Raw genomic sequence first — 21,155 nt, forward strand, 5'->3', positions numbered from 1 at the left:
GACTGGGCGACAGCCTGCCGCACCGGTCACGACCCGCCTGCCGTCAAGTGCTCCACGGGTCACCACAGAACAATGAGCTAACAATCAGCCACAGGGTGTCCACATGTCGATCTTCGAACAGGGCTTGCCGCGCGCGGCCGTCAACCACATCGCGCTGTCGCCGCTGAGCTTCATCGAACGCACCGCCCACGTTTACCCCGAACGTACCGCCATCATTCACGGCAGTCTGCGCCGTACCTGGAAGGAAACCTACCAGCGCTGCCGCCGCCTGGCCTCCGCCCTCGCCGCCCGCGGCATCGGCCGTGGCGACACGGTGGCGGTGATGCTGCCCAACACCCCGCAGATGGTCGAGGCGCACTTCGGCGTGCCGATGATCGGCGCGGTGCTCAATACCCTCAACGTGCGCCTGGACGCCGAGGCCATCGCCTTCATGCTGCAGCACGGCGAAGCCAAGGTGTTGATCACCGACCGCGAATTCCACGACGTGATCCACGCCGCCCTGGGCATGCTCGACCACCCGCCGCTGGTGGTGGACGTGGACGACCCCGAGTACGGCGAAGGCCAGGCGGTCAGCCCGCTGGACTACGAGGCGCTGCTCGCCGAGGGCGACCCGGAGTTCGCCTGGCAGTGGCCGCAGGACGAGTGGGACGCCATCTCCCTCAACTACACCTCCGGCACCACCGGCAATCCCAAGGGCGTGGTCTACCACCACCGCGGCGCCTACCTGAACTCGCTGGGCAACCAGATGACCTGGTCGATGGGCCAGCACCCGGTCTACCTCTGGACCCTGCCGATGTTCCACTGCAACGGCTGGTGCTACCCCTGGACTGTCACCGCGCTGGCCGGCACCCACGTGTGCCTGCGCCGGGTCGATCCGCAGAAGATCCTCACCCTGATCCGCGAGCACCAGGTCACCCATATGTGCGGCGCGCCCATCGTGCTCAACGCGCTGATCAACATGCCCGAATCGGCCAAGGCTGCCATCGACCACCCGGTGCACGCGATGGTCGCCGGTGCGGCGCCGCCGGCCAAGGTGATCGGCGCAGTGGAGGAAATGGGCATCAAGGTCACCCACGTCTACGGCTTGACCGAGGTCTACGGCCCGGTGACGGTCTGCGCCTGGCACGAGGAATGGGACGCGCTGCCGCTGGACGAGCGCGCCCGCATCAAGTCGCGCCAGGGGGTGCGCTACCCGACCCTGGAAGGCGTGATGGTCGCCGACCCGAAGACCCTGGAGCCGGTGCCGTGCGACGGCCTGACCATCGGCGAGATCTTCATGCGCGGCAACACCGTGATGAAGGGCTACCTGAAGAACCCCACGGCCACCGAGGAGTCCTTCGCCGGCGGCTGGTTCCACACCGGCGACCTGGCGGTCTGGCACCCGGACGGCTACGTGGAAATCCGCGACCGCCTGAAGGACATCATCATCTCCGGGGGCGAGAACATCTCCACCATCGAGGTCGAGGGCGTGCTCTATCGCCACCCGGCCGTGATGGAGGCCGCCGTGGTGGCTCGCGCCGACGAACGTTGGGGCGAGACGCCCTGCGCCTTCATCACCCTAAAGGGCGAACACGCGGCGGTCGAGCCACAGGACATCATGAACTTCTGCCGCGAGCACCTGGCCGGCTTCAAGGTGCCGCGCACCGTGGTATTCACCGACCTGCCCAAGACTTCCACCGGGAAGATCCAGAAGTTCGTCCTGCGCGACTGGGCCAACGCCCTCTGACCCCACCCTCCGCCAGCCATCGTGCGCTCCCCGCAGCGGGGAGCGCCGGAGTTCGCCATGCCCGACTACAACGCTCCCCTGCGCGACATGCGCTTCCTGCTCGACGAAGTGTTCGACGCCCCCGCCCTCTGGGCGCGCCTGCCGGCGCTGGCCGAGCGCATCGACGCCGACACCGCCGACGCCATCCTCGAAGAGGCGGCGAAGATCACCGGCGGCCTGCTCGCCCCGCTCAACCGCAGCGGCGATGAGGAAGGCGTGCGGTTCGCCAACGGCGCCGTGCACACGCCCGTCGGCTTCCGCGAGGCCTACGCGACCTATGCCGAGGGCGGCTGGGTCGGCCTGGCGGGCAACCCCGCGTACGGCGGCATGGGCATGCCGAAGATGCTCTCGGTGCAGTTCGAGGAAATGATGTACGGCGCCAACGCCAGCTTCAGCCTGTACTCCACCCTCTCGGCCGGCGCCTGCCTGGCGCTGGACGCCCACGCCGACGAAGCGCTCAAGACCTCCTACCTGCCGAAGATGTATGCCGGCGAATGGGCCGGCTCCATGTGCCTGACCGAGCCGCAGGCCGGCACCGACCTGGGACTGATCCGCACCCGCGCCGAGCCGCAGGCCGATGGCAGTTATCGCGTCACCGGCACCAAGATCTTCATCACCGGCGGCGAGCAGGACCTCACCGACAACATCGTCCACCTGGTGCTGGCCAAGCTGCCCGACGCCCCCGCCGGCTCGCGCGGCATCTCTCTGTTCCTCGTGCCGAAATTCCTGGTACAGGCCGACGGCTCGCTCGGCGCACGCAACGCCGTGTCCTGCGGCTCGGTCGAGCACAAGATGGGCATCAAGGCCTCTGCGACCTGCGTGATGAACTTCGACGGCGCGACCGGCTGGCTGGTCGGCGAGCTGAACAAGGGGCTGGCGGCGATGTTCACCATGATGAACTACGAGCGCCTGTCCATCGGCATCCAGGGCATCGGTTGCGCCGAGATGTCCTACCAGAGCGCCGTCAGCTACGCCCGCGAGCGCCTTCAGAGCCGTGCCGCCACAGGCCCGGTGGCGAAGGACAAGGCCGCCGACCCGATCATCGTGCACCCCGACGTGCGCCGCATGCTGCTGACCATGAAGGCCCTGACCGAAGGCGGTCGGGCCTTCTCCACCTACGTCGGCCAGCAGCTGGACGTCGCTAAGTACGCCGAAGACGCCGCCGAGCGCGACGCCGCCCAGGCGCTGGTGGCGCTGCTGACGCCGGTCGCCAAGGCCTTCTTCACCGACACCGGGCTGGAAAGCTGCATCCACGGCCAGCAGGTGTTCGGCGGCCACGGTTTCATCCGCGAATGGGGCCAGGAACAGCTGGTGCGCGACGTGCGCATCGCGCAGATCTACGAAGGCACCAATGGCATCCAGGCGCTGGACCTGCTGGGCCGCAAGGTGATCGCCGACGGCGGCCAGGCGCTCGCCCTGTTCGCCGGGGAAATCCGCGCCTTCGCCGATGCCGCCGACGGGGTGGCCATGAGCGCCTTCACCGCGCCGCTGCTGGATGCGCTGGACCTGCTCGAATCCGTCACCCGCCACGTGCGCGAACGCGCCGCCAGTGCGCCGCAGGAGATCGGCGCCGCCTCGGTGGAGTACCTGCACCTGTTCGGCTACACCGCCTATGCCTACCTCTGGGCACGCATGGCGCAGGCCAGCGTGGGGCAGGACGATGACTTCCACGGCGGCAAACTGGCCACCGCGCGCTTCTACTTCGCCCGCCTGCTGCCGCGCACCGAGTCCCTGGCGAGTTCGATCCGCGCCGGCAGCGACAGCCTGTTCGAGCTGCGCGCCGAGCAATTCTGACGGCCGGCGGACCCGCCATTCTGTTGAGTGTGATTGCGTGGCCAGCCCTGAGGGGCTGTGCCGCGCTTTTTTTTGCCTCGGCGGATGGGGGGGAGCCCACGTAGAATGAAGGCATCCACTTGCCACCGGTCTGCGTCATGAGCACCTCCGATCCGACCCTGCGCGACATCTCCCGCGTCACCCTGCAGCACTATCAGGACAGCGCCCAGTCCTTCCGCGAAGGCACCTGGGACCACGACGTCACCCAGAACATCACCGCGCTGCTGCGGCATATCCAGGGCGAGGCGCCTTTCGCGCTGCTCGACTTCGGCTGCGGTCCGGGTCGCGACCTGTGTGTGTTCAAGGGCATGGGCCACGCGCCGGTGGGCCTGGACGGCTGTGCCAGTTTCGTCGACATGGCTCGCGAGGCCAGCGGCTGCGAGGTCTGGCAGCAGGACTTCCTCGCCCTCGACCTGCCCGCCGGGCGTTTCGATGGCATTTATGCCAACGCCAGCCTGTTCCATGTCCCGCGCAGCGAACTGCCGCGCGTGCTGGGCCAGTTGCATGCGGCGCTGAAGCCGGGGGGCGTGCTGTTCAGCTCCAACCCGCGCGGGGAAAACCAGGAAGGCTGGAATGGCGGGCGCTACGGGTCCTACCACGACCTGGAGAACTGGACGCGACTGCTGGAGGACGCAGGGTTCCGCGAGCTGGAACACTATTACCGCCCCGCCGGGCTGCCACGGGAGCAACAGCCGTGGCTGGCGAGTGTCTGGCGCAAGGTCTGATCGTGGTGCGGGGGTGGTTCGCGAGCAAGCTCGCTCCTACGAAAAACGCAGCGGCACATACCTGCAGGAACGAGCTTGCTCGCGAACCCGCCTGACGCCGGCCCTGCCCGCAAACTGCACGACAGATGAGGCGATCGCGGACAAAGTCCACTCCTACGGTTTTGCAGGAACGGACTTTGTCCGCAGTAGGTCCAGCAAGGCATGGCACGGGCGTCCCGCCCGCGCCACCCTCCAGGATCAGCCCTTCGCCGCCCAGGCGTTGAAGCGCTGCTCCAGGTCCTCACCGTGATCGACCCAGAAGGCGAAGTTCACCGGCACCGCCTGTTCCAGGTTCGCCGGCGCGGTGTTCAGGCGCTCCACCAGCTTCGGATCCAATAGCTGGGTAGTGCCCAGGTTGACCGAACCGTACCCCAGCTTCACGGTATGAATCTTCTGCTGCTCGGGCTTGAGCGAGAAGGCGATGAAGTCCTCGGCGGCCTTCTTGTTCGGGCTGCCCCTGGGAATGGCCCAGGAGTCGATGGCGTACAGGCTGCCGCTCCACACCACCTTCATCGGCGCGCCTTCTTCCTGGGCGGCGAACGCGCGGCCGTTGTAGGCGGTGCTCATCACCACGTCGCCGCTGGCGAGGAACTGCATCGGCTGCGCGCCGGACTCCCACCACTGGATCGACGGCTTGATCTGGTCGAGCTTCCTGAACGCGCGGTCCACGCCCTCCTTCGTCGCCAGCACCTTGTACAGGTCATCCTTCTTCACCCCATCGGCCAGCAGGGCGATTTCCAGGGTGTACTTGGCGCCCTTGCGCAGCGAGCGCTTGCCGGGGAATTTCCGTGTATCCCAGAAATCCGCCCAGCCGGTCGGGCCATTGGGCAGACGCTTGGCGTCGTAGGCCATCGCCATCGACCACACCAGCAGGCCGGCGCCGCAATCGGAAACGGTGCCCGGCACATAGTCCTCGACCTTGCCCAGCGTCGCCGGGTCCAGCTGTTCGAACAGGCCGTCCTCGCAGCCGCGCAGCAGTTCCGGGCCCTCGACCTGAACCACGTCCCAATTGACGCTGCCGGTGTCGACCATCGCCTTGATCTTGCCCATCTCGCCGTTGTACTCACCGGCGATCACTTTCATCCCCTCGGCTTTCTCGAAGGGTTTATAGAAGGCTTCGGTCTGTACGTCCTTGCTGGTGCCGCCGAAGGAGATCACGGTCAGGTCGGCGGCCACGGCGCCGGATGCCACGCCCATGAGCAGGGCTCCCAGAATCGGGTTCTTCATTTCCACCTCTTGGCTTTGTTGTTGGCAGATGGTTAACGCACGCAGGCGCCCGGCCTCTGCGGGCCGGAGCACGATGACCGGGGCAGTTGCGCCCCGTTGCACTTAACTTCGATAGTCGGCCTCGCCCTCCGCGATGAGACGCAGGGCCGACTCCCAGGCCAGCAGGTGCAGGCCGTCGGCCAGGGCTTCCTCTTCCTGCACGGCGACGCGCTCGCACACGGCCTGCGGCGGATAGCGCAACTGGCGGCCGCCGGCCAGGGCCTGGACCTGTGCCTGGCAGGCGCGTTCGAGGAAGTAGATCTGGTTGAAGGCTTCGGCGATGCAGCGGCCGGTGGCCAGCAGACCGTGGTTGCGCAGGATCATCACCATGTGGCCACCCAGGTCGCGCACCAGGCGGGAGCGCTCGTCCGGGTCCAGGGCGATGCCTTCGTAGTCGTGGTAGCCCAGGCGGTCGTGGAACTTCAGCGCGTGCTGGCTGATCGGCAGCAGGCCCTCTTCCTGGGCAGATACCGCGATGCCGGCGGCGGTGTGGGTGTGAATCACGCAGGCCACGTCCTCGCGGGCGGCGTGTACCGCGGAATGGATGTTGAAGCCGGCACGATTGACGCTTTTCGGGCCGAAGCGCGGGTCGATGACGTCGCCGGCGTGGTCGACCTTCACCAGGTCGGAGGCGCGCATTTCGTGGAACAGCACGCCGTAGCGGTTGATCAGGTAATGGCCCGGCTCGCCCGGCACCCGCGCGGAGATGTGGGTGTCGATGTGGTCGGTCCAGCGGAAGTGCGCGATCAGCCGGTACAGAGCGGCGAGGTCGCAGCGGGCCTGCCACTCTTCGGCGGAAATGCTCGATGGATCGATGTTGTAAGCTGTGTCACGCATGACGGCTGTCCCTTGTTCTTGTTCAGGCTGTGCGGCGTTTTGCCGCCGTCTGGGACCAAGTGTGCTGGGCACGCCCGGCCCGCACCATGCACAGGGACAACGCAGAAATTGCAGTGCTGTTATGGTCCGCGGACCTGTACAGATCCTTCCCCACGAGAATCGGACCTTCGGATGCTGTTGCTCGACCCCACCTCGGACATTCCCCTGGTCATCCAGATCGTCGAAGGCATCGCCCAGGCCATCGACGAGCAACGCCTGCGCCCCGGCGCCAAGCTGCCTTCGATCCGCAAATTCGCAGAGGCCAACGGCGTCAGCCACTTCACCGTGGTCGAGGCCTATGACCGGCTGGTGGCACGCGGCTGCCTGAACGCCGTACCCAACGCCGGCTTCTACGTACGCGGCCCGCTGGTCGAGGACAGCACCGGCAGCGAGGCGCCGCCGGAGTTCGACTTCGACGCCCACCTGCTGCTGCACAAGGTGTTCCAGCCACTGGGCATGGAGCTGCGCCCCGGCGTCGGCCTGCTGCCCGAGCACTGGCTGGACGGCGAAGGCCTGCTGCGCGGGTTGCGCAGCCTGGCGCGGGAGGAGCCGACACAGTTCGGCAACTACGGCCACAGCAAGGGCAACCCCAGGCTGCGTGGCAAGCTCGCCGACCGCCTGGGCGATGCGGGTGTGGCGGCCAGCCCCGAACAGATCCTGCTGACCGCCGGCGCCAGCCAGGCGCTGGACCTGGCCGTGCGCTACCTGGTGCAGCGCGGCGACCCGGTGCTGGTGGACGAGCCCGGCTACCACAACCTGTTCCTCAACCTGCGCCTGCAGGGCGCGCAGCTGCTCGGCGTACCGCGCAGCGCCGACGGCCTGGACCTCGACCGCCTGGAACAACTGGCCCGCGAACATCGCCCCAAGGTCTACTTCACCCAGGCGCGGCTGCAGAGCCCCACCGGTGGCAGCCTGTCGCTGGCCGCCGCGCACCGCCTGCTGCAACTGGCGGAGAAGTATGATTTCCTCATCGTCGAGAACGACATCTATGCCGACCTCGACCCCGCCGGCCAACTACTGCTGGCCAACCTCGACCAGTTGGCGCGGGTGATCTACATCGGCAGCCTGTCCAAGGTCATCGCCCCGGCGTTGCGCACCGGCTTCATCGCCGCCCACCCGGAGCTGATCGAGGAACTGGTGCCATTGAAGATGGTCAGCGGCCTGACCAGCTCGGAGCTCACCGAAACCCTGGCCCTGGACATCCTCCTGCAGGGTCGCCATCGCAAGCACGTGAAGCAGTTGCGCGACCAGCTCAGCGAGGCCCACGACAGCGTGGCGCGGCGCCTGGAGTCCGCCGGCCTGGAAATCTTCCACGAGCCCCGCGCCGGTCTGTTCCTCTGGGCCCGGCACCGCGCGGTGGACGACGCCACCCTGCTCGCCAGCCGCGCCAAGGAAGCGAAGATCCTGCTGTTCCCCGGCCAGTTGTTCATGCCCGATGGCCGCAGCGTGCCGTGGATGCGTTTCAACGTTGCGCATTCGCTGGATGAACGGCTGTACGCATTCCTCTCCGCCCAGGGAGAAGGCTACCTGTAGGAGCGAGCTTGCTCGCGAACCGCCCAACAGCGGAGCCGCCTGAAACCCTGTTCGCAAGCAGGCTCGCTCCTACCAAAAGCCTCGCCGGTCTGTCAGATATCGCCAGCGGGCGCGCCAGCCCTTAGACTTGCCGCCCATCAGTCACCGCCAGCTAGAGATCACTATGGGCGCCCAGTGGAAAGCCAAACACAAAGAAGCCGCAGCCAACGCCAAGGGCCGCATCTTCGGCAAACTGTCCAAGGAAATCATGATCGCCGCGCGTAACGGCGCCGATCCGGACATGAACCCGAAACTGCGCCTGGTCGTCGAGCAGGCCAAGAAGGCCTCGATGCCCCGCGACACCCTGGAGCGCGCCATCAAGAAAGGCGCCGGCCTGCTGGACGGCGGCGCCAGCTTCGAGCGCGTGGTCTACGAAGGCTTCGCCCCGCACCGCGTGCCGGTGATCGTCGAGTGCCTGACCGACAACGTGAACCGCACCGTCGCGGAAATCCGCGTGCTGTTCCGCAAGGGCCAGCTGGGCGCTTCCGGCTCGGTAGCCTGGGACTTCGATTACCTGGGCATGGTCGAGGCCACCCCGACCAGCGCCGACGCCGATCCTGAACTGGCCGCCATCGAAGCCGGCGCCCAGGACTTCGAGCCGGGCGAGGAAGACGGCGACACCCTGTTCCTCACCGACTCCACCGATCTGGACGCCGTCTGCCGCGCCCTGCCCGAGCACGGTTTCACCGTCGCTTCGGCGAAGCTCGGCTACAAGGCGAAGAACCCGGTCAGCCTGTCCGGCGCGGAGCTGGAAGAGGTCGAAGCCTTCCTCGATGCCCTGGACGGCAACGACGACGTGCAGAACCTCTACGTCGGCCTGGCGTAAGACGAAACGAAGCGGGCAGCCAATGGGCTGCCCGTTTTCATTCAGCGTGTGCATGAACTGTAGGAGCGAGCTCGCTCGCGAACCAAGGTTACCCGTAATGGCGGGCGTGAGGCGGGTTCGCGAGCAAGCTCGCTCCTACAAGAGCACCCGGCGGATAAATCGTTCCGATTTATGCGCCCTACATTCCCCGCCCCATCAACGCCTCCTGGCTCCCCTCCGCCTTCTCCCGCAGGAAATCCCAGGTGGTGCGCATCCGCGCGATGTCCTTGAGCTCGGTCGGCATCAGCATCCAGAAGGTCCGCACGAACTCGATCTCCCCCGCCAGCACCGGCTGCAACGAGGAGTCCTCGGCTGCGGCGAATGCCGGCAGGATCGCCAGCCCCGCACCCTCCGCCACCGCGCGTTGCTGGGCGAGGATGCTGGTGCAGCGCAGCGCCATGTGCAACGGCCGGCCGATCTCGTCGAGGTATTGCAGCTCCTTGCTGTACAACAGGTCATCGACGTATCCGACCAGCGCATGCTCGCGCAGATCGTCGCGATTGCGGATCGGTCCGCGCTCGGCCAGATAGTCCTTCGAGGCATACAGGCGCAGCACGTAATCGGTCAGCCGGGTGATGATGTAAGGCCCGCGGCCAGGGCGCTCCAGCGTAATCACGATGTCCGCCTCATGGCGCGACAGCTGCAACGCGCGCGGCACCGCCAGCAGATCCACGCCCAGGTGCGGGTGGCGCCGGTTCAGCTCCACCAGTTGCGAGGTCAGCAGGGTCGAGCCATAGCCTTCGGTGGCGCCGATGCGCACCTTGCCGGAGAGATTGTCCTCGGTTCCCGCCAGGCGCTTCTCGATCACCTTGCAGGCACTCTCCATCGCCTCGGCCTGGGGCAGCAGGCCGTGGCCGGCTTCGGTCAACCGGTAGCCGCCCGGCTCGCGCACCAGCAGTTGCGCGCCAATACTCTTCTCCAGCGCCTGCAGACGACGGGCGACCGTGGTGTGGTCCACGCCCAGTCGACGGGCGGCAACGGTGAGCTTGCCGGCGCGGGAAAGCTCGAGGAAAAACCGCAGGTTGTCCCAGTCCATGTCAGCCTCAGCGCACCTCGAATGTGCAAAAACGCAGACCATACTTGCACATCACCGCATTGAGTACATCAAAAATGCACTGTTAGGATCGATCCAGACAACAAAAAAGCCACAGGCTGGGAGAATCCCGATGACCGCAACTGCCCCGACCGTCAAACTGTTCCTCGACGGCAAGCCCGTCGAGTCCACCACCTCCGAATGGCGCGATGTGATCAACCCCGCCACCCAGGAAGTCCTCGCCCGCGTGCCCTTCGCCACCGCCGAGGAAGTCGACCGCGCCGTGACCAGCGCCAAGGCCGCGTTCAAGACCTGGAAGAAGACCCCCATCGGCGCCCGCGCGCGCATCTTCCTCAAGTACCAGCAACTGATTCGCGAGAACATGAAGGAGCTGGCGGCGATCCTCACCGCCGAACAGGGCAAGACCCTGCCGGACGCCGAGGGCGACGTGTTCCGCGGCCTGGAAGTGGTCGAGCACGCGGCCGGCATCGGCAACCTGCAGCTGGGCGAGCTGGCCAACAACGTGGCCGGCGGCGTGGATACCTTCACCCTGCTGCAACCCATCGGCGTCTGCGCCGGGATTACCCCCTTCAACTTCCCGGCGATGATCCCGCTGTGGATGTTCCCGATGGCGATCGCTACCGGCAACACCTTCGTCCTCAAGCCGTCCGAACAGGACCCGATGGTGACCATGCGCCTGGTCGAGCTGGCCCATGAAGCCGGCGTGCCGCCGGGCGTGCTCAACGTCATCCACGGCGGCCCGGACGTGGTGAACGCGATCTGCGATCACCCGGACATCAAGGCCGTCTCCTTCGTCGGCTCGACCCGCGTCGGCACCCACGTCTACAACCGCGCCTCGCAGGCCGGCAAGCGCGTGCAGTGCATGATGGGGGCGAAGAACCACGCCATCGTGCTGCCCGACGCCAACAAGGAGCAGACCCTGAACGCCATCGCTGGCGCGGCGTTCGGCGCCGCCGGGCAGCGCTGCATGGCCCTGTCGGTGGCGATTCTCGTTGGCGAGGCCAACGAATGGATTCCCGACTTGGTGGCCAAGGCCAGGAGCCTCAAGGTCAGCGGTGGCACCGAAGCCAATACCGATGTCGGCCCGCTGGTTTCCTGTGCAGCGCTGGACCGTGTCAGCGGCCTGATCGAACGCGGCGTCCAGGAAGGCGCCAAGCTGGAGCTGGACGGCCGTAACCCGCAGGTCGCCGGCTACGCCAAGGGCAACTTCGTCGGCCCGACCGTCTTCTCCGGGGTCACCCCGCAGATGACCATCTACCGCGAGGAAATCTTCGGCCCGGTGCTCTGCGTGGTGTCGGCGAAGACCTTCGACGAGGCAATCGAGCTGATCAACGCCAACCCCAACGGCAACGGCACCGCCCTGTTCACCCGCTCCGGCGCCGCCGCGCGGCACTTCAAGGAAGAGATCGACGTCGGTCAGGTCGGCATCAACGTGCCGATCCCGGTGCCGGTACCGATGTTCTCCTTCACCGGTTCGCGCGGCTCCAAGCTGGGCGACCTCGGGCCGTACGGCAAGCAGGTGGTGCAGTTCTACACCCAGACCAAGACCGTCACCGAGCGCTGGTTCGACGAGAACGAAGTCGGCGGTGCGGTGAACACCACCATCCACCTCAAGTAAGCCCCCGCCTACCCGCCCCAGCCACCCCGGACTCAGCAAGGATGCTGGCCCGGGCCTGGGCGGAGACGTCTTTCGCGCCCGACCATCAGAACAAGAGGACAACCCCATGCGCATCGGTTTCATCGGACTCGGCAACATGGGCGGCCCCATGGCCGCCAACCTGCTCAAGGCCGGCTTCGACCTGAGCGTCTTCGACCTCTCCGCCAAGGCCGTGGCAGCGGCCGTCGCCCTCGGCGCCCGCGCCCTCGCCTCGCCCGCCGAAGTGGCCCGCGATGACGTCGAGGTGATCATCACCATGCTGCCTGCCGCCGCCCACGTGAAACAGGTCTTCCTCGGCGAAGACGGCCTGCTGGCCAACGTGCAGCCGGGCGTGCTGCTGATCGACTCGTCCACCATCGACCCGCTGAATGCTCGCGAGGTATCCGCCGCCGCCCTGGCTCATGGCAACCCGATGCTCGACGCACCGGTTTCCGGCGGTACCGCCGGCGCGGCAGCCGGCACCCTGACCTTCATGGTCGGCGGCGAGCCGGCCGACTTCGAGCGCGCCCGCCCGGCACTGGCTGCGATGGGCAAGAACATCGTGCACTGCGGCGGCACCGGCAACGGCCAGGTGGCCAAGGTAGCGAACAACCTGCTGCTGGGCATCTCCATGATCGGCGTGGCGGAAGCCATGTCCCTGGGCGTGAAGCTGGGCATGGACGCGGACGTGCTGGCCGGCATCATCAACACCTCCAGCGGCCGCTGCTGGAGCTCGGAGGTGAACAACCCGCTCACCGGCGCCCCGGCGGCGCGGGGCTACAGCGGCGGCTTCGGCACCGACCTGATGCTCAAGGATCTGGGCCTGGCCAGCGAGGCCGCGCGCCAGGTGCGCCAGCCAGTGCTGCTAGGCGCCTTGGCCCAGCAGTTGTTCCAGACTTTCAGCAACCAGGGCAACGGCCAACTGGATTTCTCAGCCATTGTGAAGCTGTACGAGCAGGGCTGAGCCGCTCCTCAACGGGCACTTTTCGTAGGAGCGAGCTTGCTCGCGAACAGCCCCGCAGCGAGGAGGTTCGCGAGCAAGCTCGCTCCTACAAGGGGCCCCAGCCCCCTGCCTATCTCCGTTATCATGCGCGCTCCGCCCGACCGGAAACCGCCGCATGATCCTCCGCCCGCAAACCCCGACGCTCTGGGTCCTGCTGTTCTCGCTCAAGGGCTCGATCATCCCGGCCATCTGGCGCAAGGTACTCTACACCGTGCTGCTCAGCTCGCTGGTGGTAGCCACCCACGGCACGTTGTACCACTACAAGGTGGTCATCACCTCCACGCCCTTCACGCTCTGGGGTCTGACGCTGGCCATCTTCCTGGGCTTTCGCAACAACGTGGCCTACCAGCGGTTCTGGGAAGCGCGCACCCTGTGGGGCGAGTTGCTGATCGTGACCCGCAACCTGGCCCGGCAGACCCGTTCGTTGCTGCCCGATCTCGACCCGGCGGCCCGCCGCCACCTGTGCAACCCGCTGATCGCCTTTGCCTATGTGCTGCGCGACCATCTGCGCGGCAACCCGCAGAGCGAGGACATGCGCCGCCTGCTCGGCGCCGACGAAGCCGCCACCCTGGACGCCACTCCCACCCCGACCAACGCGCTGCTGGCCAGCATCGGCCAGCGCTTCGCCGAACACGCCCGCGAGACTGGCGCCGGCGACATCACCCTGGCCGCCATCGACCAGCAGATGACCCGACTCTCCTACGTGCTCGGCGGCTGCGAGCGGATCCACAACACACCGATTCCCTACCCCTACATCCTGATGCTGCACCGCATCGTCCACGTCTACTGCTTCCTGCTGCCGTTCTGCCTGGTCGATAGCATTGGCTGGTTCACCCCGCTGGCGGTGTGCGTGCTGGCCTACACCTTCTTCGGCCTGGACGCCCTGGGCGACCAGATCGCCAATCCGTTCGACACCCAACCCAACGACCTGCCGCTGGACGCCATGAGCCGCAACCTGGAAATCGCCGTGCTGGAAATCCTCGGCGAGACACCCCTGCCCGAACCGCTGCAACCGGTGAACGGCCTGCTGCTCTGATCCCGGCCCCGAGGAACAACCGATGAGTCACCTGAAAGACGTGCCGCTGGCCAAGGCCTACCTGTTGCTCAACCACGGCCCGAGCACGCTCGTCACCAGCGAGCACGACGGTGTCGCCAACGTGATGGCCGCGGCCTGGGTCATGCCGCTGGACTTCGACCCGCCCAAGCTGCTGCTGGTACTCGATCGCAACACCTGGTCGCGCCACCTGGTGGAAGGCTCCGGGGTCTTCGCCATCCAGCTGCCGTCGCGCCGGCAGGCGGAGCTGACCCTGGCGGTCGGCTCCAGCAATGGCGGTGAGATGAACAAGTTCGAACAACTGGATATCCGCACCTCGCGGGCGAGGCAGATCGAGGCGCCAATCGTCGATGGCTGCGTGGCCTATCTGGAATGCAAGGTGATCAGCGAACCGAACAACCAGGAGAAGTACGACCTGTTCATCGCCGAAGTCATCGCCGCCTATGCTGACGAACGCGCCTTCTCCAACGGTCGCTGGCACTTCCCGAACGACGACCTGCGCACCATTCACTACCAGGCTGGCGGCGCCTTCTTCGCCACTGGCGAAGCCTTCCAGGTTGCGCGGGACTGATCCCTCGCCGCGACAGCCGGCGGTGATGCCGGGCCGAATGACAGGCATAAAAAAGCCCGCTCGTATGCGCGGGCTTTTTCATTGGGGAGCTAATCCTTTAGCTGAGAACCATACTCCCCTCGCACTTGTGAAAAAAACGTGAAGACCTCAGCCCCAATTGCAACAAATTCCGTCGCCCGACGAAGCGTCGTCAGCTCGAGTAATCCAGCGCCGTCCAGACCCGGCTGAGGCCACCGCTGATCCGGCAGGCGGACAGATCCTGCTCATCGGCACCGGGGGTCAGGCGCACCATCGAATCACCTTCCGCCTCGGTCAGCCACTGCAGCCGGCCGCAGTTGGGCGTATCGATCACGTAGCTGGCCGCGATGCTGGAACGCTCCTTCGGCAGGCGAATGGCGTCATGTACCGTGCCGCGCTCCTCGATGCGCTTGCCGTCGGCGATCAGCACCGCCCAGGCCTCGCGGCCTTCGATGATCAGATAGGCGCCATTGGCCCTGGGCACGTCCATCGGTGGTTCCGCGCAGCCAGCCAGTACCGCCAGCATCGAGCACGCCATCAGTTTTCCCAGCATCGCTACACCCTCCTCATTCGTCGACGGGCCCTTGCCAGCGTTCCGGCAGCACAGGGCTTCCTTGGATTCAGTCAGACAGCGAGGTAATAGTAATCACAAGATACTGTTCATGCATACAGTATTTTGAGAATATTCACTCAACGACGACGAAAGGCGCGACACGCCGAAACTGCGGAACGCCGTATAACGAGGGCCGGGCCCTCTGAGGAGCAGAGCGATGGTGAGTATCCATCAGCTGAAGTACACCGTGAACCACATGGCCATCGATGACGTGCGCGAAGCCGTCGAGGAATTGCTCCTCGAAGGTTTGGTCACCGAAGGGAAGACCCCTTTCAGCCGCACGCACTTCAACACCTGCTTCGCCGAGATCGAGGCGCTGCTGCAACGCGCCGGCTATCACCGTCCGCTGGATGTGGTCGGGTACCAGGGGCAGGCGTACGCGATGTTCGACCCCAGCCGCTGGGAGGCCGTGGACGTGCTGCGCTGGCTCAAGGAGTATGTCGAGGAGGTTGCGGCCAGCTGAGCCTGCCGCTGGGCTGTGCGCGGGAGCGGAAACTTGCGCAGCCCCGTCCCGCGCACTAATGTCCCCTGCATTCCCGCTTCCCGAATCAAGGACGATTCAATGGGCAACTCATCGAATGCCGACAGCTGGCACTGGGCCTACCGCAAACTGCGCAGCTGGGACGTCGGCCGCATCAGCTCCGCTTTTCTGGCCACACTGTTCCACTGGCGCGGCGACACCGGGCTGTTCTACAGCCACGGCGGCCTGCGCAAATCCCGCCTGACCCGCGACGACCGGACCGACTGACCCATCAGGGCCGCGTGGGCGGGTATACCGCGCCATTGGGGTATTCGACGCTCTGCCGGATGCCCCCTCCGGATTGATCGATGATCACCGTGCCCGAATGCGACTCACCATAGCCGCGCGGCACCTGCACGCCACCGTATCCGTCATAGCGCTGCCAGCTCGACGAACTGTTCACGCTGCCACTGGCCCCCGGACTGACATAGATCCGTTGAATCGTCGGCGGCGATGGCTGCCATTGCGTTTGAGACGAGGACTGTCGCGGGTAGCGGGGCTGCTCGCCAGGGAATTGCTGCTGGGCCAGCACCGGTGCCGCCAAGGCGCAGCAGGCAATGAGCGCCACGCTTGCGGGACCATTCATGGGATGCTCCGGGATGACTGGAAAGGTTTCAGCATATCAATCCCTCCGGGGACCGCGTAGATCAATTTTCAGTCTACATCTATAAAATAATATGTTTTATTTCATATAGTTATGATAAATAATTAATCCTTAAAATTAAAAAACATTGCTGATCGCAACCCTCCCGGCGCCGCAAACCCACACCACTCGTCCAACACCTCCGCCCGGCAAGCCCAACGCAGCCTTGCCATTCGATTGCCACGATTGGCAACTCGTTCTTAATCAGTAAGATGCAGCTAATTTCGTAAGGAATACCTAATGTTCCGACGCTGCCTGTCCCTGCTGCTGATTCTCACCATTCCCGCCGTTGCCTTTGCCGCCGCCCCGCGCACCTTCGAGGAAGCCAAGAAGGTCGGTCGCAAGCTCTACGCCCGGCAGTCGGTGGAGTTCTATTGCGGCTGCCGCTACAGCGGTACCAAGGTCGACCTCAAGAGCTGCGGCTATACCCCGCGCAAGAATGCCAGTCGCGCATCACGCATCGAATGGGAGCACATCGTCCCGGCCTGGGCGATCGGCCACCAGCGCCAATGCTGGCAGAGTGGCGGTCGCAAGAACTGTTCGCGCAACGACCGCGTATACCAGAAGGCCGAAGCGGACCTGCACAACCTGGTGCCCAGCATCGGCGAGGTGAACGGCGACCGCGCCAACTACAGCTTCGGCTGGCTGTCGCAGAAACCCTCGCAGTACGGCGCCTGTCCGATGGTGGTGGATTTCAAGGCGCGCAAGGCGATGCCCCGTCCGCAGATTCGCGGGATGATCGCCCGCACCTACTTCTACATGAGCGACCGCTACGGCCTGAGGCTGTCCAAGCAGGACCGCCAGCTGTACACCGCATGGAGCAAGCAATACCCGGTGGAAACCTGGGAGCGCCAGCGCAACCAGATGGTTGGCTGCGTGATGGGCTGGGGCAATCCCTACGTCGGCGAGATCGACATCAGTCGCTGCCCCTCGCCCCGAGTCGCCGAGCGCTGAAGCCAGGCGACAGCACGCGGGCCCGGCACTAGACTCCGACAGCCGTCCCGCGTGGCGAGCGCCCTATTTCCTGTCTGGAGTACGCAGCATGTCCTTCTCGATCTACCAGGCCTCCGTTCCCGTCTTCATCCGCATGCTTGGCAATCTCTCGGCGATCCTCGCCAAGGCTGCCGCCCATGCCGAAGCCAAGTCCATCGACCCCTCCATCCTGATCAACGCCCGTCTGGCGCCGGACATGTTCGCCCTGGCGCGCCAGGTGCAGATCGCCAGCGATGCCGCCAAGGGCTGCGGTGCGCGCCTGGCCGGCGTCGACGTGCCGAACTTTGCCGACGAGGAAACCACCTTCGAAGAGTTGCAGGCACGAATCACCAAGACCATCGACTTCCTCAAGACCCTCAAGCCCGAGCAATTCGAAGGCGCCGAGAACCGCACCATCGAACTGAAGCTGCGCACCCGCGAGATCAGCTTCAAGGGCGCCGATTTCCTGCTCGGTTTCGCCAACCCGAACTTCTACTTCCACGTCACGACCGCCTACGACATCCTGCGTCACAACGGCGTGGAAGTCGGCAAGATGGATTACCTCGGCGGCGTGTGATCGTCCGGGCGCCGGTCCTCCCGGCGCCCGTCAGCCGCGCGGCAGCGGCAGGCTGGTGGTGGACTTGATTTCCGAGAGTGCCACGATGGAGTTGATTTCCTGGACGCCCGGCACCTGGGACAGCCGCTCGAAGAAAAAGCGCTCGTAGGCATCCACGTCCTCGGTGACGATGCGCAGCATGAAGTCCACCGCACCCATCAGCACATGGCACTCGAGCACCTCGGGGAACTCGCCGATGGCCCGGGCGAAGTCCGTCAGGTGATTGCGCCCGTGGGCGTTGAGCTTCACCTGGGCGAATATCTGAGTGTTCAGGCCGATTTTCTTGCGATCCAGCAGAGTCACCTGCTTGCGGATCACGCCTTCATCCTTCAGCCGTTGAATCCGGCGCCAGCACGGCGACTGCGACAGCCCGATGCGCTCGGCAATCTCGGCGGTGGAAAGCGTCGCCTCCTCCTGCAACAGGGCGAGGATCTTCTTGTCTTGGGCATCCAGGGAAACCAGCATTAATGATTCTCCAAAAATCAATACAAAGAATCATCAATGCATAAATCTCATCAGGCAAGCAGAAAACAGGCAAATAAATCCCTCGGGCGCCCTGCACAATCGTCCACACTTCCTACCCGAGCGACCGGCTGCCATGACTCTTCCCGCACTCACCCTTCCCGACTTTTCCCTGGTTTCCCAGGATCGCCCGGTTCCGACCGAAGCCGCTGCCGATGTCCACTATCTGATCCGCGCCGAGATCGACGCCGACATCCTTTGCCGACTGCTCAACCAGTTCGCCCTGCAAGGCCATGTACCGGTGGAGGTCAAGGCCTCACGGCGGGAGGAATGGCTGGATATCGCGTTACGAGTGAACACCCTGCCCCGGTATCGCGCCGAGGTGATCGCCCAACGCATGCGCGGGATGGTCAGCGTGTGCTCGGTCGACCTTCATGTCGATGAACCGCGAACTGTCCGCTCGGCGACATAATCTGGCCATCTGGCGTTAGCCGGCACTTTCCTCCCTGGCTAGAGTGCGAGCCTGACCCTGGTGGTCTGTCACACAACAACATGAGAGATGTGCCTATGGCTCGCCCACGCCTGCTTCCCGACAACTTCACCCTGGCGCTGATCGCCACCGTGACGGCCGCCAGCCTGCTGCCCTGCGAAGGCACGGTGGCGGTGATTTTCGGCTGGGTCACCAACCTGGGCATCGCACTGCTGTTCTTCCTGCACGGCGCCAAGCTGTCGCGCCAGGCGATCATCGCCGGCGCCACCCACTGGCGCCTGCACCTGCTGGTGTTCGCCTGCACCTTCATCCTCTTCCCGATCCTCGGCATGGCCCTCAAACCCGTGCTGTCGCCGCTGGTCACGCCCGACCTGTACCTGGGCATGCTCTACCTGTGCGCCCTGCCCGCCACCGTGCAATCGTCGATCGCCTTTACCTCGCTGGCGCGCGGCAACGTGCCGGCGGCGATCTGCAGCGCCTCGGCGTCCAGCCTGCTGGGCGTGTTCCTCACTCCGCTGCTGGTGCAGTTGCTGCTCGGCACCCAGGGCGAAACCGGCATGTCGACCCTCGACGCCATCGGCAAGATCACCCTGCAACTGCTGGTGCCCTTCATCGCCGGCCAACTGCTGCGCCCCTGGATTGGCGCCTGGGTCGAGCGCAACAAGCCGGTGCTACGCTACGTCGACCAGGGCTCGATCCTGCTGGTGGTCTACACCGCCTTCAGCGCTGCCGTGATCCAAGGCCTCTGGCACCAGATCCCGCTGCCCGCGCTGGCCGGCCTGACGGTCGCCTGCTGCGTGTTGCTGGCCTTGGCGCTGATCTCCACCAATCTGCTCGGTCGCTACCTCGGCTTCTCCCTGGAAGACCGCATCACCATCGTTTTCTGCGGCTCGAAGAAGAGCCTGGCGACCGGCGTACCGATGGCCTCGGTACTCTTCGCCAGCAGCACCGTCGGGGTGATCCTGCTGCCGCTGATGCTGTTCCACCAGATCCAGCTGATGGTCTGCGCGGTACTCGCCCAGCGCTATGCCCAGCGCCAGGAAAGCACTCACACCCAACTGGAGCGCGCCAACTGACGGCGCCTGTCCGGGGCGAGACGCCACCCACGAAAAAGCCGGTGCAGTGCACCGGCTTTTTCGTTCCTGCTGTGGCGATCAGGTCCCGACCGGCGTACGCAGAGTGACGAACTCCTCCGCCGCCGTCGGATGGATACCGATGGTTTCATCGAAGATCCGCTTGGTCGCCCCGGCCTTCAGCGCAATGGCGATCCCCTGGAGGATTTCCCCGGCCTCCGGACCAACCATGTGGCAACCCAGCACCTTGTCGCTGTCGGCATCGACGATCAGCTTCATCAGGGCTCTTTCCTGGCTCTCGGTCAGCGTCGACTTCATCGGGCGGAAGCGGCTCTCGAACAGCTTCACCTTGTGGCCGGCGCTGCGCGCCTCATCCTCGGTCAGGCCGACAGTGCCGATATTAGGCAGACTGAACACGGCGGTCGGAATCAACTTGTAGTCCACCGGACGGTATTCCGCCGGGCGGAACAGATGCCGCGCCACTGCCATGCCCTCGGCCAGCGCGACCGGCGTCAACTGCACCTTGCCGATGACATCGCCGATGGCATGGATGGAAGGCTCGCTGGTGCGATATGCCTCGTCCACCTTGATGAAGCCGCGATCATCCAGCTCGACCGCGACGTTCTCCAGGCCGAGATTGTCCAGCATAGGTCGGCGACCGGTGGCGTAGAACACGCAGTCGGCTTCCAGTACCCGACCATCCTTGAGAGTGGCCAGCAGCGTACCGTCGGGCTGCTTGTCGATCCGGGCGATATCGGCATTGAACTGCAGATCCAGCCCCTTCCTGACCAGTTCATCGCGCAGGTGCTCGCGCACGCTGCGGTCGAAACCGCGCAGGAACAGGTCACGGCGATACAGCAAGGTCGTCTGGGCGCCCAGGCCGTGGAAGATCGAGGCGAACTCCACGGAGATGTAACCGCCACCCACCACCAGCACGCGACGCGGCAGCTGTTCGAGGAAGAATGCCTCGTTGGAGGTGATCGCATGTTCCTTGCCGGGAATGTCCGGCAGCTGTGGCCAGCCGCCGGTGGCAAGCAGGATGTGCTTGGCCGTGAAGCGCTGCCCGTCGACTTCAACCGTGTGCGCATCGTGCAGTTGGGCATGACCTTCCAGCAGCGTTACGCCGCTGTTGACCAGAAGGTTGCGGTAAATGCCATTGAGGCGATGAATTTCGCGGTTCTTGTTGGCGATCAGGGTCGGCCAGTCGAATTTCGCGCCCCCGGCCGTCCAGCCAAAACCCGCCGCCTGCTCGAAGTCTTCCTGGTAGTGAGCGCCATAGACCAGCAGCTTCTTGGGCACACAGCCGACGTTGACGCAGGTGCCGCCCAGGTAGCGGCTCTCCGCGACACCGACCCGCGCACCGAAGCCCGCGGCGAAACGCGCAGCGCGCACACCGCCGGAACCGGCGCCGATGACGAACAGGTCAAAATCGAAAGACATCATGCTTCTCCGCGTGAATATGCGAGGCAGCATACCCTATACAGCCTGA

The 21,155-nt window shown here is 65.4% G+C and carries 22 protein-coding genes; 15 read left to right on the top strand and 7 right to left on the bottom strand.

The genetic code is table 11. The features are described from left to right. Nucleotides 1-103: 103 nt before the first annotated feature. The 3 genes from H681_RS13395 to H681_RS13405 all read left to right on the top strand — a co-directional run bounded on the left by H681_RS13395 (nt 104) and on the right by H681_RS13405 (nt 4,323). On the top strand, nt 104-1,726 hold the full coding sequence (locus H681_RS13395) for an acyl-CoA synthetase (RefSeq protein WP_015477407.1): 1,623 nt from the start codon (nt 104-106) through the stop codon (nt 1,724-1,726). 57 nt (nt 1,727-1,783) lie between these two features. Further along, complete coding sequence (locus tag H681_RS13400; protein ID WP_015477408.1) at nt 1,784-3,559, top strand: acyl-CoA dehydrogenase C-terminal domain-containing protein; 1,776 nt, start codon at nt 1,784-1,786, stop codon at nt 3,557-3,559. Nucleotides 3,560-3,696: 137 nt separating this feature from the next. After that, nucleotides 3,697-4,323 carry a class I SAM-dependent methyltransferase gene (locus tag H681_RS13405; RefSeq protein ID WP_015477409.1) on the top strand — a complete coding sequence of 209 codons (627 nt, stop codon included), beginning with the start codon at nt 3,697-3,699 and terminating at the stop codon, nt 4,321-4,323. Between the two features lie 237 nt (nt 4,324-4,560). On the opposite strand, the gene H681_RS13410 is transcribed toward H681_RS13405, so the two are convergent. Both H681_RS13410 and H681_RS13415 read right to left on the bottom strand, forming a co-directional pair. Beyond that, nucleotides 4,561-5,589: an ABC transporter substrate-binding protein gene (locus tag H681_RS13410; protein WP_015477410.1), complete on the bottom strand. Its 1,029-nt coding sequence runs from the start codon at nt 5,587-5,589 to the stop codon at nt 4,561-4,563. 102 nt (nt 5,590-5,691) lie between these two features. Next, the gene (locus H681_RS13415; RefSeq protein ID WP_015477411.1) at nt 5,692-6,465 is read right to left on the bottom strand and encodes a class II aldolase/adducin family protein; all 774 of its coding nucleotides are present in this window, start codon (nt 6,463-6,465) and stop codon (nt 5,692-5,694) included. 171 nt (nt 6,466-6,636) lie between these two features. On the opposite strand from H681_RS13415, the gene H681_RS13420 reads away from it, so the two are divergent. Continuing rightward, nucleotides 6,637-8,037 carry an aminotransferase-like domain-containing protein gene (locus tag H681_RS13420; protein WP_015477412.1) on the top strand — a complete coding sequence of 467 codons (1,401 nt, stop codon included), beginning with the start codon at nt 6,637-6,639 and terminating at the stop codon, nt 8,035-8,037. 163 nt (nt 8,038-8,200) lie between these two features. Continuing rightward, nucleotides 8,201-8,902, top strand: coding sequence for a YebC/PmpR family DNA-binding transcriptional regulator (locus H681_RS13425; RefSeq protein ID WP_015477413.1), 702 nt, complete (start codon nt 8,201-8,203; stop codon nt 8,900-8,902). Between the two features lie 178 nt (nt 8,903-9,080). On the opposite strand, the gene H681_RS13430 is transcribed toward H681_RS13425, so the two are convergent. After that, entirely contained in the window at nt 9,081-9,977 is an 897-nt protein-coding gene (locus tag H681_RS13430; protein ID WP_015477414.1) for a LysR family transcriptional regulator, read from the bottom strand. Nucleotides 9,978-10,107: 130 nt separating this feature from the next. Between H681_RS13430 and H681_RS13435 the strand changes: the two genes are divergently transcribed. The 4 genes from H681_RS13435 to H681_RS13450 all read left to right on the top strand — a co-directional run bounded on the left by H681_RS13435 (nt 10,108) and on the right by H681_RS13450 (nt 14,259). Continuing rightward, a complete protein-coding gene (locus H681_RS13435; protein ID WP_015477415.1) occupies nt 10,108-11,613 on the top strand; it encodes a CoA-acylating methylmalonate-semialdehyde dehydrogenase in 1,506 nt (501 codons plus the stop codon). 106 nt (nt 11,614-11,719) lie between these two features. Beyond that, a complete protein-coding gene (mmsB, locus tag H681_RS13440; protein WP_015477416.1) occupies nt 11,720-12,595 on the top strand; it encodes a 3-hydroxyisobutyrate dehydrogenase in 876 nt (291 codons plus the stop codon). 154 nt (nt 12,596-12,749) lie between these two features. Next, entirely contained in the window at nt 12,750-13,670 is a 921-nt protein-coding gene (locus tag H681_RS13445) for a bestrophin family protein (RefSeq protein WP_015477417.1), read from the top strand. 22 nt (nt 13,671-13,692) lie between these two features. Then, the gene (locus H681_RS13450) at nt 13,693-14,259 is read left to right on the top strand and encodes a flavin reductase family protein (RefSeq protein WP_015477418.1); all 567 of its coding nucleotides are present in this window, start codon (nt 13,693-13,695) and stop codon (nt 14,257-14,259) included. Nucleotides 14,260-14,449: 190 nt separating this feature from the next. Here H681_RS13450 and H681_RS13455 read toward each other — a convergent pair whose 3' ends face one another. Next, nucleotides 14,450-14,830, bottom strand: a complete 381-nt coding sequence (locus tag H681_RS13455; RefSeq protein ID WP_015477419.1) for a hypothetical protein — start codon at nt 14,828-14,830, stop codon at nt 14,450-14,452. 217 nt (nt 14,831-15,047) lie between these two features. Here H681_RS13455 and H681_RS13460 point away from each other — a divergent pair, with 217 nt between their 5' ends. Beyond that, on the top strand, nt 15,048-15,353 hold the full coding sequence (locus tag H681_RS13460; protein WP_015477420.1) for a hypothetical protein: 306 nt from the start codon (nt 15,048-15,050) through the stop codon (nt 15,351-15,353). Nucleotides 15,354-15,452: 99 nt separating this feature from the next. Continuing rightward, on the top strand, nt 15,453-15,638 hold the full coding sequence (locus tag H681_RS13465) for a hypothetical protein (RefSeq protein WP_015477421.1): 186 nt from the start codon (nt 15,453-15,455) through the stop codon (nt 15,636-15,638). A 4-nt stretch (nt 15,639-15,642) separates the two neighbouring features. Here H681_RS13465 and H681_RS26420 read toward each other — a convergent pair whose 3' ends face one another. Then, nucleotides 15,643-15,996 (bottom strand): hypothetical protein, encoded by a 354-nt coding sequence (locus H681_RS26420; protein WP_157883325.1) that lies wholly within the window; start codon nt 15,994-15,996, stop codon nt 15,643-15,645. A 297-nt stretch (nt 15,997-16,293) separates the two neighbouring features. On the opposite strand from H681_RS26420, the gene H681_RS13470 reads away from it, so the two are divergent. Both H681_RS13470 and H681_RS13475 read left to right on the top strand, forming a co-directional pair. Continuing rightward, entirely contained in the window at nt 16,294-17,007 is a 714-nt protein-coding gene (locus tag H681_RS13470) for an endonuclease (protein WP_015477422.1), read from the top strand. An 88-nt stretch (nt 17,008-17,095) separates the two neighbouring features. Next, on the top strand, nt 17,096-17,602 hold the full coding sequence (locus H681_RS13475) for a DUF1993 domain-containing protein (RefSeq protein WP_015477423.1): 507 nt from the start codon (nt 17,096-17,098) through the stop codon (nt 17,600-17,602). A gap of 30 nt (nt 17,603-17,632) precedes the next feature. On the opposite strand, the gene H681_RS13480 is transcribed toward H681_RS13475, so the two are convergent. Next, entirely contained in the window at nt 17,633-18,106 is a 474-nt protein-coding gene (locus H681_RS13480; RefSeq protein ID WP_015477424.1) for an Lrp/AsnC family transcriptional regulator, read from the bottom strand. Nucleotides 18,107-18,239: 133 nt separating this feature from the next. Between H681_RS13480 and H681_RS13485 the strand changes: the two genes are divergently transcribed. Both H681_RS13485 and H681_RS13490 read left to right on the top strand, forming a co-directional pair. Then, nucleotides 18,240-18,575 (top strand): hypothetical protein, encoded by a 336-nt coding sequence (locus H681_RS13485; protein WP_015477425.1) that lies wholly within the window; start codon nt 18,240-18,242, stop codon nt 18,573-18,575. A 95-nt stretch (nt 18,576-18,670) separates the two neighbouring features. Next, nucleotides 18,671-19,669, top strand: coding sequence for a bile acid:sodium symporter family protein (locus tag H681_RS13490; protein ID WP_015477426.1), 999 nt, complete (start codon nt 18,671-18,673; stop codon nt 19,667-19,669). Nucleotides 19,670-19,747: 78 nt separating this feature from the next. On the opposite strand, the gene gorA is transcribed toward H681_RS13490, so the two are convergent. Then, on the bottom strand, nt 19,748-21,106 hold the full coding sequence (gorA, locus tag H681_RS13495; RefSeq protein ID WP_015477427.1) for a glutathione-disulfide reductase: 1,359 nt from the start codon (nt 21,104-21,106) through the stop codon (nt 19,748-19,750). Nucleotides 21,107-21,155 lie beyond the last annotated feature (49 nt).

It is taken from the genome of Pseudomonas sp. ATCC 13867, from assembly GCF_000349845.1.
Classification (GTDB): Bacteria; Pseudomonadota; Gammaproteobacteria; order Pseudomonadales; family Pseudomonadaceae; genus Pseudomonas.

Coding starts and splice junctions, on each gene's coding strand:
- H681_RS13395 (WP_015477407.1), top strand. CDS start 104: ATGTCGATCTTCGAACAGGGCTTGCCGCGCGCGGCCGTCAACCACATC.
- H681_RS13400 (WP_015477408.1), top strand. CDS start 1,784: ATGCCCGACTACAACGCTCCCCTGCGCGACATGCGCTTCCTGCTCGAC.
- H681_RS13405 (WP_015477409.1), top strand. CDS start 3,697: ATGAGCACCTCCGATCCGACCCTGCGCGACATCTCCCGCGTCACCCTG.
- H681_RS13410 (WP_015477410.1), bottom strand. CDS start 5,589: ATGAAGAACCCGATTCTGGGAGCCCTGCTCATGGGCGTGGCATCCGGC.
- H681_RS13415 (WP_015477411.1), bottom strand. CDS start 6,465: ATGCGTGACACAGCTTACAACATCGATCCATCGAGCATTTCCGCCGAA.
- H681_RS13420 (WP_015477412.1), top strand. CDS start 6,637: ATGCTGTTGCTCGACCCCACCTCGGACATTCCCCTGGTCATCCAGATC.
- H681_RS13425 (WP_015477413.1), top strand. CDS start 8,201: ATGGGCGCCCAGTGGAAAGCCAAACACAAAGAAGCCGCAGCCAACGCC.
- H681_RS13430 (WP_015477414.1), bottom strand. CDS start 9,977: ATGGACTGGGACAACCTGCGGTTTTTCCTCGAGCTTTCCCGCGCCGGC.
- H681_RS13435 (WP_015477415.1), top strand. CDS start 10,108: ATGACCGCAACTGCCCCGACCGTCAAACTGTTCCTCGACGGCAAGCCC.
- mmsB (WP_015477416.1), top strand. CDS start 11,720: ATGCGCATCGGTTTCATCGGACTCGGCAACATGGGCGGCCCCATGGCC.
- H681_RS13445 (WP_015477417.1), top strand. CDS start 12,750: ATGATCCTCCGCCCGCAAACCCCGACGCTCTGGGTCCTGCTGTTCTCG.
- H681_RS13450 (WP_015477418.1), top strand. CDS start 13,693: ATGAGTCACCTGAAAGACGTGCCGCTGGCCAAGGCCTACCTGTTGCTC.
- H681_RS13455 (WP_015477419.1), bottom strand. CDS start 14,830: ATGCTGGGAAAACTGATGGCGTGCTCGATGCTGGCGGTACTGGCTGGC.
- H681_RS13460 (WP_015477420.1), top strand. CDS start 15,048: ATGGTGAGTATCCATCAGCTGAAGTACACCGTGAACCACATGGCCATC.
- H681_RS13465 (WP_015477421.1), top strand. CDS start 15,453: ATGGGCAACTCATCGAATGCCGACAGCTGGCACTGGGCCTACCGCAAA.
- H681_RS26420 (WP_157883325.1), bottom strand. CDS start 15,996: ATGAATGGTCCCGCAAGCGTGGCGCTCATTGCCTGCTGCGCCTTGGCG.
- H681_RS13470 (WP_015477422.1), top strand. CDS start 16,294: ATGTTCCGACGCTGCCTGTCCCTGCTGCTGATTCTCACCATTCCCGCC.
- H681_RS13475 (WP_015477423.1), top strand. CDS start 17,096: ATGTCCTTCTCGATCTACCAGGCCTCCGTTCCCGTCTTCATCCGCATG.
- H681_RS13480 (WP_015477424.1), bottom strand. CDS start 18,106: ATGCTGGTTTCCCTGGATGCCCAAGACAAGAAGATCCTCGCCCTGTTG.
- H681_RS13485 (WP_015477425.1), top strand. CDS start 18,240: ATGACTCTTCCCGCACTCACCCTTCCCGACTTTTCCCTGGTTTCCCAG.
- H681_RS13490 (WP_015477426.1), top strand. CDS start 18,671: ATGGCTCGCCCACGCCTGCTTCCCGACAACTTCACCCTGGCGCTGATC.
- gorA (WP_015477427.1), bottom strand. CDS start 21,106: ATGTCTTTCGATTTTGACCTGTTCGTCATCGGCGCCGGTTCCGGCGGT.